Source organism: Proteiniborus sp., from assembly GCF_040308045.1.
Taxonomy (GTDB): domain Bacteria; phylum Bacillota; class Clostridia; order Tissierellales; family Proteiniboraceae; genus Proteiniborus.
On record NZ_JAWRHZ010000055.1, the window covers coordinates 1 to 18,899 of the forward strand.

Consider the following 18,899-nt stretch of genomic DNA (forward strand, 5'->3'; position numbering starts at 1 on the left):
AAAAAGATATCCCTTATGGGGGTAACTATTTTAATCAATATAAATGTTCAAAAATCAAGGGTTGTTAGAAATCTCTATTAAGATTTTTGACAATACCTTATAAATTGGGAAGGGAATATTATGAATAAAAACATCAATTTGTATACAAAAAAGGCTGTAGGCATGATAATTGCTATTAATTTATCTCAAGTAGTTTTATTAGCCGCTGTTATAGTTGTTTATTTGTCAAGAAATAACTTAGTCTTTTTTTCCATAACTAGTTTAGATATTCTCTTGCTTGGATTAGTAGCTATTTCTGTAACAAATAGTTATCTAGTCATGAGAGATATTAAATCTATAAATGATTTAAACTTACAAAATATTATGAAGACTAAATCTATAGAAGAGATTACAGAACTAAATAATGTTTTACGTTCTCAACGTCATGATTTTTTAAATCATTTACAGGTAGTTTATAGCTTGATTGAGTTAAACGAGTATAAAGAAGCCTCAAATTATATCGAGACCTTATATAAAGATATAAAAAAAGTGAATAAATCACTAAAAACCTCAAACACTGCCATCAATGCGTTATTGCAAGCTAAACTGGTAGACTGTGAAAATAGAGATATTCTTGTTGATTTGCATATTGACACTAGATTAGATAGGTTATCAGTTCCTGGGTGGGAGATGTGTAGAATTCTTGGAAATTTAATTGATAATGCCATGGATGCTGTTAAAGAATTAAGAGAAAAAGGATTTGTTAATATTGAAATTGCCGAAAAGGATTCTTTTTATGTTTTTATTATAAAGAATAATGGAAAAGAAATACCAGAAGACATGAGAGATAAAATATTTGAATCTGGATATACAACTAAAGGAGATAGAGGCGAAGGCATGGGATTAGCAATAACTAAAGAAATAACACAAAAGTATAAAGGAAACATTCTTGTAGATAGTAATCAAAGTATGACAATCTTTAAAGTATTAATTCCTATAGAGTAATAACTCTTTAAAACGACATATGAGACTAATAAGTGTATCTTTTATTGTGTATGTATTCATATATAAAGAGTTTAGGTGTAATATAATATTACAAACTACTCATTGGAAAGGAGTGATAGAATGATAGTAGCAGAATTGATTCAAAGTATAGGATTATTATCTGTAATCTTTTTTGGTATAGGTTTTCTATTAGTAATTATTGAAATATTTGCTCCGGGCTTTGGAGTTCCAGGTATATTGGGCATCATTTTCCTCATAGCTGGAGTAATAGTAACAGCAAAAACACTAATACAGGCATTGATATTAATAATAATAATACTAGCTATTTTAGGAGTTCTTACATCTATACTCTTAAAATCTGCAAGCAAAGGAAGGTTATCTAAAAAAATTGTGTTATCTACTTCAATAAACAAAGATGAGGGTTATATAGGTACAAGTGATATGAAGTTCTTCTTAGATAAAACGGGCATTACTCTAACTATATTAAGGCCTGCTGGTACTGTTGACTTTGATGGAGTAAAGCTTGACGTTGTTTCTGAAGGTGATTATATTCCAAAAGGTAAAGAAGTTAAAGTTATCAAGGTTGAAGGTAGAAGAATAGTAGTAAGGCAAGTAAAAAAACAAGAAAATATTATTTAGGAGGGGAATATAATGTCAACAATTGCTTTAATATTAATTATTGCTGTTATAATCATTGCAATAGCGTTATTTTTTAGCATTATTCCTGTGGGACTTTGGATATCTGCAATAGCTGCAAATGTTAGGGTTAGTATTTTTACCTTGGTAGGTATGAGGCTTAGAAGAGTTAGTCCAAATAGGATTGTTAGGACATTAGTAAAGGGAAGAAAAGCAGGACTTAGTCTTACAAGCGATCAGCTGGAAGCTCATTATCTTGCAGGCGGAAATATTGATAGTGTGGTTAATGCACTAATAGCTGCAGAAAGAGCTAATATTCCATTGGAGTTTGAAAAGGCTACAGCTATTGATTTAGCAGGAAGAGATGTTTTTGAAGCAGTACAAATGACTGTAAAACCTAAGGTTATTGAAACACCTAATATAGCTGCCATTGCTAAGAATGGTATAGAACTTATAGTAAAAGCAAGGGTTACAGTGCGAACAAGTATAGATAAATTAATTGGTGGAGCAGGTGAAGAAACTATAATTGCTCGTGTAGGCGAGGGAATTGTAACTACTGTAGGTTCAGTGGGCACTCATGAAGAAGTATTGGAAAACCCGGATTTGATTTCAAAAACAGTATTAGAAAAAGGCCTAGATGCAGGTACCGCCTTTGAAATATTATCTATAGATATTGCAGATGTTGATGTTGGAAGAAACGTAGGAGCTAAACTACAGATGGATCAAGCCGAAGCAGATAAACATATTGCTCAAGCAAAGGCTGAGGTTCGTAGGGCAATGGCAGTAGCAAAAGAGCAAGAAATGATGGCATCAGTACAGGAAATGAGAGCCAAAGTCGTAGAAGCTGAAGCTGAAGTTCCAAGAGCCATGGCTAAGGCATTAACTGAAGGCAAGATTGGTGTAATGGATTATTATAATATGAAAAATATAATGGCAGATACAGATATGAGAGAATCTATATCTAATATTGGTAAGCCGGAAAAGTCAGAGATATAATGTTAAAGAATAGGGGTTGATTTTATTGAATAGTGTTAAATTATTTGAAGCTAAAAAAGAAATAGATAATAACAACTTGAACCTAAAGCAATATTACTCTATTAATTTAACACCAAAAAGCTTACTAGATGGAATAATTCTTTCGGAAATTCTTGGTGAACCAAAAGCTAGAAAAGGATTGATGTCAAACAATGTGTATAAAAGTGTTAATAGCAGATGATGAAAGTGGCATGAGACTTGTTCTTAGGAAAATAATTGAAAAAACTGCTGATTTTCAAATTGTTGGAGAAGCAGAAGATGGTAGCTCTGCTCTTTCTCTAGTCGAAGAACTAAACCCTCAGGTTATATTTTTAGATATAGAAATGCCAAATTTAGATGGAATTGAATGTGCTAGACTTATATCTGATATAGATCCTAAGAAAATGATAGTTTTTGCAACTGCTCATCCTGGTTATATGCCTGATGCTTTTGAGGTATATGCCTTCGACTATATTACAAAACCTTTTAAAGTAGATAGAATTTTAAAGACATTAAACAGAATCAAGGAAATAGCAGCAGGAGAAAACATAAGAACTCATGAAAATACAGTATTTCAGCAACCTGTAATTGATAAGCTTATAATAAAGAATAAAGATGGAATAAACTTCATAGACATAGATAGCATAGTACTTATACAAAGAGAAGGCAAAAGTACTGCGATATGTACTGTAGACAATAAATACACTACCTCCGAGGGATTAAGTGATATAGAAGAGCGTTTAGGAAAGATAAACTTTTTTAGATGTCATAAATCATATATAATAAATACATCAAAGATAACAAAAATATCTCCTTACGGAAGATGGACTTACATCGTTCATTTCAAGGATATAGAAAACGACGCTTTGATAACCCATAAAAAATATGAAGAACTAAAGATATTATTTAACTTATCATAAGGTATCAAAAAACAAAATACTTCGGGCTTTGCCCGAAGTTGTTTTTTATAACTATACAGCTTCGTTTAATCTTTTAGTTAAACGACTTACTTTTCTAGCTGCAGCATTTTTATGAATAGTATTCTTAGCAGCAGCTCTTGATAATTTTTTCTCCACTAGTTTAAGTAAAGATCTAGCTGAATCTAAGTCTCCGTTATCAACAGCTTTATTGAATCTAGCAATATATGTTTTAATTTCAGATTTTCTGGACTTATTAAAAGCAGTTTTTACTTTAATAACTTCAATTCTCTTCTTTGCAGATTTAATATTTGCCAATAGGTTCACCCCCTTCAAAAACCTTAACAAGAGTAATTTTATCATGAAGGAAAATAAAATGCAAGAAAAATGTGCTATTTCTTTTATATCCAAATTATATATAAATTATTCAGGATTCAAAAAAGTATAAATATATTTAACTAGTGCAACTATATATTATATATGCTCTGAATTACTCAATTTTGAAAAATGATATTGCTTTGGAGGTGAAAGTATTGTTTCAAGTAAGAACTGATTTGGCAATTGAAGCAAGGGAAGTATATCAGCAAAGAAATAAAGGTGAAATAAAAGATGTGAATGTAGAAAGGGAAGAGAAGGATAACTATGAAGTTACTAGGGTTAAGATCTTAAATGAATATGGAGAACAGAGACTTGGGAAACCTATAGGAAACTACATTACAATTGAAGTTCCAGCATTAAAGAAAGCTGATCAAGATTTAAAGGATGAAATTAGTAAGACTATGGCAAAAGAGCTTAAGGCATTAATTAATCCAACTAAACACACAAAATCCTTGATTGTTGGATTGGGCAATTGGAACATAACACCAGATGCATTAGGACCTAAGGTCATAGATAAGGTATATGTGACTAGACATCTATTTAAAGCCTATAATAAAACTGAAGATGAGACCATGGCCAATGTATCAGCTATTTCACCAGGAGTTATGGGAATAACAGGTATAGAAACAAGTGAAACAATTAAGGGGATTGTAGAAAAAACTAAGCCCGATATTGTTATTGCTGTAGATGCTCTAGCATCTAGAAAAATGGAGAGAGTCAGCACAACTATACAAATAACTGACGCAGGTATAAGCCCGGGTTCAGGAATAGGTAATAAAAGAAAGGCACTTAATAAAGAGACTTTAGGAGTTCCTGTATATGCCATAGGAATACCTACAGTTGTAGATGCAGCTACAATGGTAAATGATACTATGGAGCTAATTATTAGCGCTCTAAAAAACCAAGCTAATAAAGGAACTGGTTTCTATTCTATGTTAGAGGAAATGGAGTCCCAGGATAAATACGAATTAATAAAAGAAGTACTAACCCCATATATGCCTAATGTTGTCGTAACTCCAAAAGAGATAGATGAACTAATAAGCAATCTATCTTTAATAGTTGCAAACGGAATTAATATTGCTCTACATCATGGAATAGATTTAAAAGATGTAAATAGATATATAAACTAGAATTTAATAAATACAATAGAAATATTAGTTCATAGTTTCGGATACAATGTAGTTACAGAAATCTTTGATTTCGTCGTAACTCCTTATGTCAGCGATAGCTACCTACGTCTATTTGCAAATTTAGACCCTATAAAAACATAGGGTTTTCTTGTTTCTTACTATATTCATAATACTAGGTCATGTGGAATATAATTTCATATAATATTTTTACTTAAGGAGTTGTTAATATGGTAAGAAACCAGAACTTTAAACAGGGAATTACATATGTATTAATAGCTATGCTTTGTTTAGCAAATTTATTTCTTGGTGCAAAGGTAATTAGTAAATTATCAAGTATTAAAAGTGTAACAGAAAAAAATGGGAAAAATACCATTAATGATAAAGTTATAGAAGTTTTCAATGCAGAAAACAATTTTGAAATAAAAAAGGAAAACAAAAAAGAAAAAGTAATTAATATAGAAAAGCCAAGTAAAACTGATAATGATGCTAGAGCTAGTAATTCTAAGGTTAGTATGTTTTTGAAGATTTTGCTTAACTCAAATGCTTATATGAAGGTAGTTTTTGAAATGGAAAATAAGGAATCAGAGATAAAGCCATCTCAAGAAGGTATTCTTAATAGAATGTCAATGATACTTAAACCTGACTTTTATATAAAACCGCATTTACCAGCTATAGTAAGTGCATTTAATGATACCTATTCATGGGAAGAAAAAAAATTAGATAAAGAGAAAAATGATGAATTAGAAGGCTATCTTATCCTTAGTGATATAATATTTATAGAAGATCCAGAAGAAAAAAACGATATGAATAAAGATCTTGAACTTATAGGAAGAAAGCATGAAGATAAGTTCTATATAGAACCTCCAAAGACTGTAACCTTGAATCATGAAAATCCTTATATATTTTTGTATCATACTCATGGGACAGAAGCATATTTACCAGTAACTACAGGAAGGTTCCATACTGAAAAGAGAGAATATAATGTCATAACTATAGGAGAAATTATAGGTAAAGTCCTTGAAGAGAAGGGGCATAAAGTAAAACATACTGATGTCTATCATGACATTCCTTCTTATAATCAATCATATACTAAATCATTATCTACATTAAAGGAAGAATTAAATAGAAATGAAAGCATAAAGGTAATATTTGATATTCATAGAGATGGAATAGAAGAGGATGCTCCAGCAACACTAAGTAAGGCACAGGAAGCTGCGAGGGTTACTATAGATGGTAAAAGCGTTGCAACTTTTTCTTTAGTTATTGGGCCAGACAATCCAAATAAAGAACAACTTATTAAGTTTGCAAATTATATAAGATATATTTCTGAAAGCATGTATCCAGGTCTTTTCAAGAGTATAATTATAAAACCCAGTGGAAAATTCAATCAATATGTTAGTGACTATTATGCTTTGATAGAGGTGGGAAGCAATTTAAATACAATAGATGAGGCGAAAGAATCAGCTAAATATATTGGTGAGATTTTAGATAAAGTTATAGAAGGCATTGATAACCCTGAATAATTTTCTTCTTCAAACTATTTTTTTGTGCAAATAAATGTTATAATTATTCATAGCATTTAGCTTAAGGGGGTAAATCTATGGAACAGGGATCAAAGACTAACATTAGAAAAGAAATATTTGAATGGATAAAAAGCATTGCTTTTGCAGTAATAGTAGCAATATTAATCAAGACTTTTTTATTCAATACGACTTATGTTCTTGGATATTCAATGTATCCAACATTACATGAACGGGACAGGCTGTTTACAAATAAGATAGTTTATAAGGTAACCGAACCAAAGCGTGGAGACATTGTAGTGCTTAAGGCTCCCGATGATCCAAATAAAGATTATATTAAAAGAGTAATAGGTATAGATGGAGATATAGTTGAAATAATTGATGGAAAAGTTTATGTAAATGGAGAACAATATATAGAGAAATATATATCAGAAGATGCATATACTTATAGCTATGAAAACAGTTCTTGGAAAGTAGAAGAGGGGTACTTATTTGTTTTAGGTGACAATAGAAATAAAGGAGCTAGCAAAGATAGCAGGTATTTAGGCCTCATACCAATAAGTGCTATTAAGGGAAAGGCAACATATAGATATTTTCCTTTTGATGATAGATTCGGCTCACTTTATAAATAGGAATAAAAAACCAAACAGTTGTTTATAATATATTTGGTGATTGTTTTGGAGAGCAGACTTGAGAGATACAAAATTAAGAAAATATATAAAAGACAAAAAAGGATAAAAATAATTGCATTTATTTTTGCTATTATAATTTTTATTACAGGACTTAGTATAGTGGATAGAGCTGTTAGAGATATGATGTGCATTCATGATAAACAGCTTTATTTTTTTAATTATGATAATGAGCACTATAGACTTCATTTGTTTGGCAAGGATTATATAGTTGAAAAAAAAGGAATAAATGATAAAATATATAGTGCAAAAATGATTGTAGAAGATTTTTCTAAAATAGCTAACAATTATTTGGAATGGATATTATCAAAAATAAAGACCAGGTAAAATATTAATTCTGGTCTTTTATCAGTTGTTAACCTATGTTATAATTGAAAAAGGTATTTTTTCCTGTAAAAGAGGAGGATAGATATAATGAAAGATAGACAAAAAAGAGTTAGAAACTTTTCAATAATTGCTCATATAGATCATGGTAAATCAACGCTAGCAGATAGATTAATTGAAAAAACAGGTCTACTTACTTCAAGAGAGATGCAAGCTCAACTCCTTGATAATATGGATTTAGAAAGAGAAAGAGGAATTACGATTAAGTTGCAAACCATAAGACTTGTTTATAAAGCTAATGATGGAAATGAATATATTTTAAACCTAATAGATACTCCGGGGCATGTTGACTTTAACTATGAGGTATCAAGAAGTCTAGCAGCATGCGAAGGTGCAATACTTGTAGTTGATGCTGCGCAAGGAATAGAAGCTCAAACATTAGCAAATGTTTATTTAGCATTAGACCAGAACTTAGAAATAGTGCCTGTAATAAATAAGATAGACTTACCTAGTGCAAGGCCTGATGAAATAAAGAGAGAAATTGAAGATGTAATAGGACTTGATTGTGAAGATGCTCCGCTTATATCTGCAAAGGATGGTATTAATATTGAAGAAGTTCTAGAAAATATAGTAAAAAAAATACCTGCACCAGAGGGAGATAAAGAAGCTCCCCTAAAGGCTCTTATTTTTGACTCATACTATGACAGCTACAAGGGAGTTATAGCTATGATAAGAGTAATGGATGGTGTTATAAAACCAGGTACGGAGATTAAAATGATGGCAACGAATAAAACATTTGAGGTTACAGAGGTTGGAATTTTTGCTCCAAAACATACTCCTGTAGAAGAACTAGTAGCAGGAGACGTTGGTTATGTTGCAGCCAGTATAAAGAATGTGAAAGATGCAAGAGTAGGGGATACTATCACAGAAGCATTAAGGTCTACCGAAAAGCCCCTCCCTGGTTATAAAAAAGTGACTTCAATGGTTTATTGTGGTATTTATCCAGCCGAAGGAGAAGATTATAATAGTGTTAGGGATGCTTTAGACAAGCTTCAGGTTAATGATGCAGCACTAGTATTCGAACCGGAAACATCTGTCGCTTTAGGCTTTGGTTTTAGGTGTGGTTTTTTAGGACTACTTCATATGGAAATCATCCAAGAAAGGCTAGAGAGAGAATTTGATTTAAATATAGTTACAACTGCACCTAGTGTTATCTACAAGGTGAAAAAGAGTAGTGGAGAGATTATAGAACTACAAAATCCTACAAATCTTCCTGATGCCACAGAAATTGAATATATGGAGGAACCAATTGTAGATGTTACAATTATGACTCCAACAGACTATGTAGGTGCAATTATGGAACTATGTCAAAACAGAAGAGGAACCTTTAAAAATATGGAGTATCTTGAGCAAACAAGAGTATTAATGCATTATGAATTACCATTAAATGAAGTTATTTATGACTTTTTTGATGCATTAAAATCTAAAACTAGAGGATATGCATCACTTGATTATGATTTAAAAGGATATAAACAATCTGAATTAGTAAAGCTTGATATTTTAATAAATGGAGAATTAGTCGATGCTTTTTCTATTATCGCACATAAAGATAAAGCATATGAGAGAGGTAGAATGATTGCAGAAAAGCTTAAGGATGTTATACCAAGACATCAATTTGCTGTGCCTATACAAGCTACCATTGGCTCAAAAATCATTGCAAGAGAAACTGTAAAGGCACTTAGAAAAGATGTATTAGCAAAATGCTATGGTGGAGATATTTCTAGAAAGAAGAAATTATTAGAGAAACAAAAAGAAGGAAAGAAGAGAATGAGACAAATTGGCAATGTAGAAGTGCCACAAGAAGCTTTCTTAGCTGTATTAAAATATGATGAAAAGTAATGAATAATAACAATAGAAACACACGGAGCTAAAATAGATTTTATCTATACTCTATAACAGTCATAGTCTCGTCCTGCAAGTGTTCGATTAATATATATTATTTTATGATTATAATGGTGTGAAGCTAAGGAAAAGTTCCTTAGCTTTTAAATATATAAAGGAGTGTTTCTAATGAAAGACATTGGAATATATATCCATATTCCTTTTTGCCAGAGTAAGTGCTATTATTGTGATTTTTGTTCTTTTCCTGGGACACTAGATAATGCAGACAAGTACATTTCTTTTATAAAGAAGGAAATAGATATGTATGAAGAAGAGTTAAAAGATTATAATGTAGGAACAATTTTTATTGGTGGAGGTACACCAACAGTAATAGATGGGAAATATGTCTATGAAATAATGGAATATATACACAAAAAATTAAATGCTGATAGAGTAAAAGAAGTTACTATTGAAGCAAACCCAAAAACATTAGACCAAAATAAGTTACAAATATATAAAATTGCAGGAATAAACAGAATTAGCGTTGGTGTTCAATCAATGAATGATGCAATGTTAAAAAAAATTGGAAGAATACACACAGTAGAAGATTTTATTCATACCTACAAGCTTATAAGAAAATATGAATTTAATAATGTTAGCTTTGATTTGATGTTTAATCTTCCAGAACAAACTTTAGAAGACTCAATAAGAACATTAGAATTAGCCACGGAATTACAACCAGAGCACATATCTTATTACAGTCTGAAGTTAGAGGAAGGTACCTTTTTTTATGATAAATACATTAATAATCAGTTAGCTCTGCCTGACGAAGATATTGAAAGGGACATGTATCACGAAGGAATAAATTTACTAATGAAAAAAGGATATTGCCATTATGAAATATCTAATTTTGCTAAAAAAGGATGGGAAAGTAAGCACAACATAATCTATTGGAAATGTGAACCCTATATAGGATTAGGATTGTCTGCTCATTCATATTTTAAAAGCAATAGATATGGCAATACAGAGAATATGAACTTCTATTTTGAACAAGTATCTAATAAAAGACTAGCTATAGAAGAAAAAGAATTTATAGAAAAAGATATGGAAATGGCAGAATATTTAATATTAGGTCTTAGATTAATTGAAGGGATTAACTTTAAAAGCTTTGAAGACAAATTCAACATTAATATAAAAGAAGTCTATGGAAAAACTATAAATAAATTTATAAAAGAAGGTTTATTAGAGGAAAGCAAAGGAAATATTAAGCTAACACTTAAAGGTTTAGATTTATGTAATATAGTTTTTATGGAAATTCTTCCATAAATAAAATATGCAAAAAGGTATTGACAATTTAATGTAACAATGATAACTTAAAATCATGAGATTAGCACTCAACAACCAAGAGTGCTAATAATAAAATAGGATGTGATCATGTATGATGCTTGACGATAGAAAACTTAAAATTTTGCAGGCAATTATACAAAGCTATATAACTAGTGCTGAACCTATAGGCTCTAGAACTATTTCAAAAAGGTTTGATTTAGGCGTTAGTCCTGCCACTATCAGAAATGAAATGTCTGACTTAGAAGAGCTAGGCTACTTAGTTCAGCCTCATACTTCAGCAGGTAGGATACCTTCTGATAAAGGATATAGACTATATGTAAATAGACTGTTGCAATCAACAGATTTAGATTTTATATTAAGACATGATTTAAAAAGTAAGCTTATAGAGGAAATAGGAGAAGTTGATCAGCTTATTTATAATGCTGCTAAAATTCTATCAAAGGTAACAAACTATACTTCTCTTGCCATTGCCCCACAAATAAAAAAAAGTCAGTTAAAACATATTCAATTAGTTCCTATAGATGAGACTAAAATATTGATGGTTATTGTAACTGATTCTGGAATAGTTAAAAATACTGTTTTGAGAACTGACTCTGGTATTTCATCTGATCATCTTAATATAATATCCAATTATTTAAATGACAAACTAAAGGATTGCAACATTGGAGAAATTGCCCCAGAAATATTAGATAATCTAATAAAAGAAATGTATGAGTTCAAAAAGTCAATTTTAGACATTATCCCAATTTTAATGAATACATTAAACGATACTGCTGAAATTGGAATCTTTTTAGATGGTGTAACTAAAATTTTTAACTTTCCAGAGTATAATGATGTGGAAAAAGCTAGAGATTTTATTTCTTTTATTGAAAATAAGCCTTATATTCTAGAAATGATGCTTGGTGAAGGACAAAATGATATTGAGATTACAATTGGCAATGAGAACGTCTACGAAGAAATAAAAAATTGTAGTGTAATAACTGCCACATATAGCTTAAATGGAAGAACTATAGGGAAAATAGGTGTTATAGGACCAACGAGGATGGATTATTCTAATGTAATAAGTGTGGTCAGGTCGTTATCTTTAGATTTGAATGAAATAATTAAGAAAAATTTTATAGAATAGAGCTAAAGACACAAGTCATACAATGATAAAGTGTGAAATTGTCAAAATGATGCACAATACAATAATATCTTTGAATGGAGGGCTAGAAAATGGAAAAAACGGCAAAAGAAGATTTTGTTGAGCGTAGCTTAGAGAATGGAGACGCTGATAGTAATCTAGAAGCCACTATTGAAGAAAATGAGAATGATAAAGAAATTAATGTTAGCGATTTGTTAGAAAAATATAACAAGACAGCTACTGAGCATGAAGAACTTTCAAATAGGTATATGAGACTTCAAGCTGATTTTAACAACTTCAAAAAGAGAACAGAAAAAGAAAGAGAAAGCATATTTCAATATGCAACACAAGAACTAATTACATCTTTGCTTCCTGTTATAGACAATTTTGATAGAGCACTTAAAGTAGATATTGAAGAATCTACTGTAGAGAATTTATATAAAGGAGTAGAGATGGTATACAAACAATTAATGGAATCCCTTAAATCTAATGGTTTAGAAGAAATAAATGCATTAGGAGAAAACTTTGATCCAAACTATCATCACGCAGTTGCTCAAGAGGAAAATGAGAACTATGAAGAAAATGTGGTTACAGAAGTTTTTCTAAAGGGCTATAAAATTAAAGAAAAAGTTATAAGACCTAGTATGGTTAAGGTTTCAAAATAATTTTGTACTACATAAGGAGGAATAAATATGTCAAAAATAATTGGAATTGACTTAGGAACAACAAACTCTTGTGTGGCAGTAATGGAAGGTGGAGAACCAGTTGTTATTGCCAATGTTGAAGGAAATAGAACTACACCATCTATAGTTGCATTTACAAAAGATGGAGAAAGACTTGTTGGAGAAACAGCAAAAAGGCAAGCAGTTACAAACCCAGATAGAACAATTGCTTCAATTAAAAGATATATGGGTAAAGACCATAATACACTAATAGATGGGAAACAGTATACTCCTCAAGATATTTCAGCAATGATACTCCAGAAGCTTAAAACTGATGCAGAAAACTATTTAGGTGAGACTATTACAGATGCAGTTATTACTGTTCCTGCATATTTCTCAGACAGCCAAAGACAGGCTACAAAGGATGCTGGTAGGATAGCAGGATTAAATGTAAGAAGAATAATTAATGAACCTACTGCAGCGTCTTTGGCATACGGTATGGATAAAGATGAAGAACATCATAAAATAATGGTATTTGACTTAGGTGGAGGAACTTTTGACGTATCAGTACTTGAACTAGGAGATGGAGTGTTTGAGGTTATAGCAACTAGTGGAGATAATCATCTTGGGGGAGATGATTTCGACCAAGTAATTATTGACTACATGGCAGAGCAATTTAAAAAAGAAAATGCAGTAGACTTAAGAAACGATAAAATGTCTCTTCAAAGATTGAAAGAAGCTGCAGAAAAAGCTAAAAAAGAGCTTTCAAGTGTAATGACAACTAACATAAATTTACCATTTATTACTGCTACTCAAGCAGGCCCATTACATTTAACAATGGACTTAACAAGAGCTAAGTTTGATGAACTTACTGCTCATCTTGTAGAAAGGTCAATGGAGCCAACAAGAAAAGCTTTAAAAGATGCAGGCTTATCTCCATCAGATATTGATAAAGTTATTCTTGTAGGTGGCTCTACGAGAATTCCTGCAGTACAACAAGCGGTAAAAAACTTAACAGGAAAAGAGCCTCACAAAGGTGTTAACCCAGACGAGGTAGTTGCACTAGGCGCGGCTATTCAGGCTGGAGTTCTTAGTGGAGAAGTTAAAGATTTATTATTACTTGATGTAACGCCATTATCACTTGGAATCGAGACTTTGGGTGGTGTATTTACTAAGCTTATAGAAAGAAATACTACTATACCAACTAAGAAAAGTCAGGTGTTTTCTACAGCTGCAGATAATCAAACAGCAGTTGATATACATGTACTTCAAGGCGAAAGACAAATGGCTAGTGGAAACATTACTTTAGGACGATTCCAATTAACTGGAATCCCACCAGCACCAAGAGGAATACCACAAATAGAAGTGACTTTTGACATAGATGCTAATGGTATAGTAAATGTATCAGCAAAAGATTTAGGTACAGGAAAAGAACAAAAAATAACTATAACTGCGTCAACTAACTTATCTGAAGATGAAATTCAAAAGAAGGTTAAAGAAGCTGAGCAATTTGCAGAAGAGGATAAAAAAAATAAAGAGAGTATAGAAGCAAGAAATAATGCTGATTCATTAGTATATCAAACAGAGAAAACACTTAAAGAACTTGAAGGAAAACTAGATGGTAGTGAAAAAGCAAAGGTACAAGGTAAATTAGATGAGTTAAAGAAAGCTCTTGAAGGAACAGATATAGACAATATTAAGAAAAAAACAGAAGAACTCACAACAGAGTTCCACGCACTATCTCAGAAACTATATGAGCAAGCTTCTCAACAAGGTGCACAAGGAGCTCCAAATCAAGGGAATGAGCAAGATGACAATGTTGTAGATGCAGACTATGAAGTAGTGGATGATGACGACAAATAATAAATAAAGCTAAGTCCTTAGGGATTTAGCTTTTATATTGACTATTGACATATTCAATTAAATAAATTAAACTAATAAGCGTTTATTGAGTTTTTATAGCGTAATACGCCATTAGAAGGTGGTGAGATATTGAACAAAAGGGATTATTACGAAGTGTTAGGTATCAATAAAGATGCTACAGAGCAGGAAATTAAAAAAGCTTTTAGACAGTTAGCTAAAAAATATCATCCTGACTTAAATCCTGATAATAAAGAAGCTGAACAAAAATTTAAAGAAATAAATGAAGCATACGAAGTTCTAAGTGATGCAGATAAAAGGGCTAGATATGATAGATTTGGTCATGATGGTGTAAATGGGCAAAGTGGAGGTTTTGGCCAAGGATTTGAAGGATTCGGTGGATTTGGAGATATATTTGAAGATATTTTTGATATGTTTGGAGGGGGATTTTCAAGTAATAGAAAAAATTCTCCTAGAAAAGGCCCCGATATAAAATATCGACTTGATATAGAATTTGAAGAAGCGGCCTTTGGAGTAGAAAAAGAAATTGAATTTGCAAGGACTGAGAACTGCTCAAAATGTAGTGGTACAGGAGCAGAGCCCGGGACTAGCAAGACAAAATGCCCAAAATGTAATGGGACAGGAGAAGTGAAATATGCTCAAGCTACTCCTTTTGGTCAGATTGTAAGAGTTGGAACCTGTGATAGATGTAATGGTATAGGAGAAATTATTGATAAGCCTTGTACTAAATGTTCTGGAACAGGAAAAGAAAGGAAAGCAAGGAAAATTAGCATTAAGATACCAGCTGGTGTAGATACAGGTTCTGTAATTCCGTTAAGGGGTGAAGGGGAAGCCGGTGAAAAAGGAGGCTCTCCAGGAGATTTATATATTTATATAAATATAAAACCTCATAAAATATTTAAAAGAGAAGGAAATGATATTTATTGTGAAATTCCTATTTCGTTTGTGCAAGCTACTCTTGGTTCAGAAATAGAGATCCCTTCTCTTGATGAAAAGATTAGCCATATTATACCGGAAGGAACTCAAACAGATACTGTGTTTAAATTTAAAAACAAAGGTATTCCTAATGTAAGGGGATATGGAAGAGGAGATCAATACGTTAAAGTCGTTGTTCAAGTTCCAACAAAGCTAAATGATAAGCAAAAGGAATTATTAAAACAGTTTGCTGTAGAAAGCGGAGAAAAAGTTTTTGAGCCTAAGAAAGGTTTTTTTGATAAAGTAAAAGATGCTTTTTCAGGATAATAATCACTCCATTTAATGGAGTGATTATTATATGCGTATTATAAACCTTTGTGTTTTTTATAACATATAGGGTATAATATTTGAGGAATGTTATTTTAACAGATTACTATTTATGAGGGATGTGAATGATATGAAATGGATCGAGGTACAAGTAAAAACCACAACAGAGGCTGTGGAGACTGTTTCAAGTATATTATATGAGGTTGGAGCAGGAGGTTTATCTATTGAAGATCCGAATGATATCATTTTGTATGCCAATAATGAAGAAAGCTGGGATTATATCGATCCTAGCCTATTTGGGCAACAATATGAAGGAGTTATAGTAAAGGCATATTTTCCAGAAAGTGAAGATTTAATTGATAAAATTGAATTAATAAAACAAAATGTAGAAAAAATTCCTCAATACAATTTAGATAAAGGTTTAGGAGAGGTAACGACTTCGGAGGTTTATGAAAAAGATTGGGCAGAATCTTGGAAAAAATACTATAAACCTAAAAAAATAGGAGATAGAGTAGTAGTAAAACCTTCTTGGGAAGATTATGAAAAAGAGGATAATGAAATAATATTAGAATTAGATCCAGGTATGGCATTTGGTACAGGTACCCATGAAACCACAATAATGTGTATTAGGCAGTTGGAAAAATACATAGATTCAAGACAGACTGTTTTCGATGTAGGATGCGGTAGTGGAATATTATCTGTAGCAGCTGCAAAGCTTGGAGCGGAAAAAGTCATTGCTGTAGATTTAGATGAATTAGCTATTAAAGTATCAAATGAAAATGCTAAGATAAATCATGTAAAAAATATTATAGATGTTAGGCATGGGAATCTTTTAGATGTAGTTAATGAAAAGGCAGATATAATTGTATCTAATATTATTGCTGAAATAATTGTAGTTTTAACTAAAGATATCACTAAATTTTTATCAAAAAATGGAATTTTTATTACATCCGGTATAATACATGAAAAAATAGATATTGTAAAAGAAGCAATGATAGCAGAAGGATTAGAGATAATAGATACAATAACTTTAGGAGAATGGGCTTGTGTAGTATCAAAGTTAGGGGAAGAATAAAAATATGCATAGATTTTTTGTTGATAAAGAAAATATAAAAGATAATAAGATTACAATAGTTGGCGATGATGTTAAACATATAAAAAATGTTTTAAGGCTAAAAGAAGAAGATATAATATCTATATGCGATAGGCAAAAAACAGATTATATTGCAAAAATTGCAATGCTTTGTAAGGAAGAGATAGTTTGTGACATATTAGATACTAATAAGTCTAATACTGAGCCTCCAGTTGAAGTTATATTATATCAGGGTATACCTAAGTCTGCAAAAATGGATGTAATTATTCAAAAATCTACTGAAGTTGGAGTAGTTAAGATTATACCTGTAATAACAGATAGGACTGTAGTTAAGATTCAAGAAAGAAAAAAAGAAGAGAAAAAGCTAGAACGATGGAATAGAATATCTGAAGAAGCAGCGAAGCAAAGCAAAAGAGGCATAGTACCAGATATTTGCCCAATACTTACCTTTGATGAAATGCTTGAGACATTAAAAAATGATGCATTTGTCATAGTTCCTTATGAAAATGAAGAAAAGACCGGAATTAAAGAAGTATTAATAAAAAATAAAAATAAGAGAGTAAATATAATAATTGGACCAGAAGGTGGATTTGAAGACTGGGAAATCAAGTCTTTAAAAGACATTGGTGCTAACATTGTATCGCTTGGTCCAAGGATACTAAGAACAGAAACAGCAGGTTTTATAGCATCAGCAATAGTATTATACGAGCTTGGAGACTTAGGGGTGATTTCATGAAAAAAGTAGCTTTTCATACTCTTGGCTGTAAAGTAAATCAATATGAAACAGAAGCAATGGCAGAGCTTTTTAAAAATAATGGATATGATATTGTGGAAGAAGATGAAAATGCAGATGTTTATGTAATAAATACTTGTACAGTAACTAATCTTGGGGATAGGAAGTCAAGGCAATTTATTCGTCGTGCAAAGAATAGAAATCCAGATTCTGTTATTGCGGTTGTAGGTTGCTATGCTCAGGCTTCACCCGAAGAAGTAATTAGTATAAAAGAAGTTGATATAGTTATAGGAACTAAGGATAGAGATAGGATTGTAGAGTTAAGCCAACAGGTCAAAGAAAATAGAAGAAAAATAAATATTGTAACTGATATTATGAAGCAACATGAATTCGAAGAGATGGAGATTGATGATATCAAAGGCAAGACAAGGGCATTTTTAAAAATCCAAGAGGGATGCAATCAATATTGTTCATACTGTATCATACCATATGCGCGTGGGCCAATTAGGAGCAGAAAGCTAGAAAATATAATAAGAGAAGTAAAAAAGCTTGCTAATAAAGGATTTAAAGAGGTTGTGTTGACTGGTATACATGTAGCATCATATGGTAAAGATATTGGAGAAATAAGATTAATAGATGTTATTGAAGAGGCTCACGAGATTTCTGGAATAGAACGAATTAGGTTAAGTTCAATAGAGCCTACAATTATGACAAAAGAATTTTTGGATAGATTGGTTAAGCTTCCAAAGGTGTGCGATCATTTTCATCTTTCGTTACAGAGTGGAAGTGATACTGTTCTAAAGAGAATGAATAGAAAATATACAACTGAAGAATATAAGAATATAGTTCAATTAATAAGAGAATACATGCCCAATGTAGGTATTACCACTGATATAATCGTAGGATTTCCTGGAGAGACAGAAGAAGAGTTTCAAGAAACATGTAAGTTTGTTAACGAAATAGGTTTTTCAAGAATACATGTTTTTCCTTACTCACCTAGAAAAGGTACACCTGCTGCAAAACATAAAAATCAGATATCTGGTGAGATAAAACATCAAAGAAGCAAAAAACTCATCAAGATAGGAGAAGAAAATACAACTAAATTTATTAGTAGATTTATAGATTCTACATTAGATGTATTGTTTGAAGAAGAATCAAAACTAAACTCTGGATTTATAGAAGGATATACTACAAATTATATAAGGGTTTTATCTGAGGGTAGCACTTCCTTAGAAGGCGAAATATTACCTGTAAGACTTGAGAAAGCAAAAGGTGAAAATTTAATTGGTAAAATATTTTTTCAATGAAGGATTTTTTTATTAGCTTGTTGAATAGTAATATATAT

19 protein-coding genes are annotated in these 18,899 nt (G+C 31.4%); 18 read left to right on the forward strand and 1 reads right to left on the reverse strand.

Going from position 1 to position 18,899, the window contains the following annotated elements; genetic code table 11:
- Nucleotides 1-120: 120 nt before the first annotated feature.
- The 5 genes from ABV008_RS10810 (at nucleotide 121) to ABV008_RS10830 (ending at nucleotide 3,554) form a co-directional block, all read left to right on the forward strand.
- Complete coding sequence (locus ABV008_RS10810) at nucleotides 121-984, forward strand: sensor histidine kinase (protein WP_352419833.1); 864 nt, start codon at nucleotides 121-123, stop codon at nucleotides 982-984.
- Between the two features lie 120 nt (nucleotides 985-1,104).
- A complete protein-coding gene (locus tag ABV008_RS10815) occupies nucleotides 1,105-1,623 on the forward strand; it encodes an NfeD family protein (RefSeq protein WP_352419834.1) in 519 nt (172 codons plus the stop codon).
- Between the two features lie 12 nt (nucleotides 1,624-1,635).
- Entirely contained in the window at nucleotides 1,636-2,616 is a 981-nt protein-coding gene (gene floA / locus ABV008_RS10820) for a flotillin-like protein FloA (RefSeq protein ID WP_352419835.1), read from the forward strand.
- Between the two features lie 25 nt (nucleotides 2,617-2,641).
- The gene (locus tag ABV008_RS10825) at nucleotides 2,642-2,836 is read left to right on the forward strand and encodes a hypothetical protein (protein WP_352419836.1); all 195 of its coding nucleotides are present in this window, start codon (nucleotides 2,642-2,644) and stop codon (nucleotides 2,834-2,836) included.
- Nucleotides 2,808-3,554: a LytR/AlgR family response regulator transcription factor gene (locus tag ABV008_RS10830; RefSeq protein ID WP_352419837.1), complete on the forward strand. Its 747-nt coding sequence runs from the start codon at nucleotides 2,808-2,810 to the stop codon at nucleotides 3,552-3,554. Before ABV008_RS10825 ends, ABV008_RS10830 begins: the two co-directional genes overlap by 29 nt.
- Nucleotides 3,555-3,605: 51 nt before the next feature.
- On the opposite strand, the gene rpsT is transcribed toward ABV008_RS10830, so the two are convergent.
- Nucleotides 3,606-3,869, reverse strand: a complete 264-nt coding sequence (gene rpsT, locus ABV008_RS10835; protein ID WP_352419838.1) for a 30S ribosomal protein S20 — start codon at nucleotides 3,867-3,869, stop codon at nucleotides 3,606-3,608.
- A 215-nt stretch (nucleotides 3,870-4,084) separates the two neighbouring features.
- Here rpsT and gpr point away from each other — a divergent pair, with 215 nt between their 5' ends.
- The 13 genes from gpr to mtaB all read left to right on the forward strand — a co-directional run bounded on the left by gpr (nucleotide 4,085) and on the right by mtaB (nucleotide 18,861).
- The gene (gene gpr, locus ABV008_RS10840) at nucleotides 4,085-5,059 is read left to right on the forward strand and encodes a GPR endopeptidase (RefSeq protein ID WP_502929776.1); all 975 of its coding nucleotides are present in this window, start codon (nucleotides 4,085-4,087) and stop codon (nucleotides 5,057-5,059) included.
- A gap of 227 nt (nucleotides 5,060-5,286) precedes the next feature.
- The gene (spoIIP, locus tag ABV008_RS10845) at nucleotides 5,287-6,582 is read left to right on the forward strand and encodes a stage II sporulation protein P (protein ID WP_352419839.1); all 1,296 of its coding nucleotides are present in this window, start codon (nucleotides 5,287-5,289) and stop codon (nucleotides 6,580-6,582) included.
- Between the two features lie 77 nt (nucleotides 6,583-6,659).
- Nucleotides 6,660-7,211, forward strand: a complete 552-nt coding sequence (lepB, locus tag ABV008_RS10850; protein WP_352419840.1) for a signal peptidase I — start codon at nucleotides 6,660-6,662, stop codon at nucleotides 7,209-7,211.
- A gap of 45 nt (nucleotides 7,212-7,256) precedes the next feature.
- Entirely contained in the window at nucleotides 7,257-7,595 is a 339-nt protein-coding gene (locus tag ABV008_RS10855; protein WP_352419841.1) for a sporulation-related protein NgaS, read from the forward strand.
- A gap of 87 nt (nucleotides 7,596-7,682) precedes the next feature.
- The gene (gene lepA, locus ABV008_RS10860; protein ID WP_352419842.1) at nucleotides 7,683-9,491 is read left to right on the forward strand and encodes a translation elongation factor 4; all 1,809 of its coding nucleotides are present in this window, start codon (nucleotides 7,683-7,685) and stop codon (nucleotides 9,489-9,491) included.
- Between the two features lie 171 nt (nucleotides 9,492-9,662).
- On the forward strand, nucleotides 9,663-10,799 hold the full coding sequence (gene hemW, locus ABV008_RS10865; RefSeq protein WP_352419843.1) for a radical SAM family heme chaperone HemW: 1,137 nt from the start codon (nucleotides 9,663-9,665) through the stop codon (nucleotides 10,797-10,799).
- 112 nt (nucleotides 10,800-10,911) lie between these two features.
- Nucleotides 10,912-11,946 carry a heat-inducible transcriptional repressor HrcA gene (hrcA, locus tag ABV008_RS10870; RefSeq protein ID WP_352419844.1) on the forward strand — a complete coding sequence of 345 codons (1,035 nt, stop codon included), beginning with the start codon at nucleotides 10,912-10,914 and terminating at the stop codon, nucleotides 11,944-11,946.
- A gap of 89 nt (nucleotides 11,947-12,035) precedes the next feature.
- Complete coding sequence (grpE, locus tag ABV008_RS10875; RefSeq protein ID WP_352419845.1) at nucleotides 12,036-12,608, forward strand: nucleotide exchange factor GrpE; 573 nt, start codon at nucleotides 12,036-12,038, stop codon at nucleotides 12,606-12,608.
- A gap of 27 nt (nucleotides 12,609-12,635) precedes the next feature.
- Nucleotides 12,636-14,468: a molecular chaperone DnaK gene (gene dnaK, locus ABV008_RS10880; RefSeq protein ID WP_352419846.1), complete on the forward strand. Its 1,833-nt coding sequence runs from the start codon at nucleotides 12,636-12,638 to the stop codon at nucleotides 14,466-14,468.
- 126 nt (nucleotides 14,469-14,594) lie between these two features.
- The gene (gene dnaJ / locus ABV008_RS10885) at nucleotides 14,595-15,728 is read left to right on the forward strand and encodes a molecular chaperone DnaJ (protein ID WP_352419982.1); all 1,134 of its coding nucleotides are present in this window, start codon (nucleotides 14,595-14,597) and stop codon (nucleotides 15,726-15,728) included.
- Between the two features lie 130 nt (nucleotides 15,729-15,858).
- On the forward strand, nucleotides 15,859-16,803 hold the full coding sequence (gene prmA / locus ABV008_RS10890) for a 50S ribosomal protein L11 methyltransferase (protein ID WP_352419847.1): 945 nt from the start codon (nucleotides 15,859-15,861) through the stop codon (nucleotides 16,801-16,803).
- Nucleotides 16,804-16,807: 4 nt separating this feature from the next.
- Nucleotides 16,808-17,557: a 16S rRNA (uracil(1498)-N(3))-methyltransferase gene (locus tag ABV008_RS10895; protein ID WP_352419848.1), complete on the forward strand. Its 750-nt coding sequence runs from the start codon at nucleotides 16,808-16,810 to the stop codon at nucleotides 17,555-17,557.
- The gene (mtaB, locus tag ABV008_RS10900; protein WP_352419849.1) at nucleotides 17,554-18,861 is read left to right on the forward strand and encodes a tRNA (N(6)-L-threonylcarbamoyladenosine(37)-C(2))-methylthiotransferase MtaB; all 1,308 of its coding nucleotides are present in this window, start codon (nucleotides 17,554-17,556) and stop codon (nucleotides 18,859-18,861) included. Before ABV008_RS10895 ends, mtaB begins: the two co-directional genes overlap by 4 nt.
- The last annotated feature ends 38 nt before the right edge of the window (nucleotides 18,862-18,899 follow it).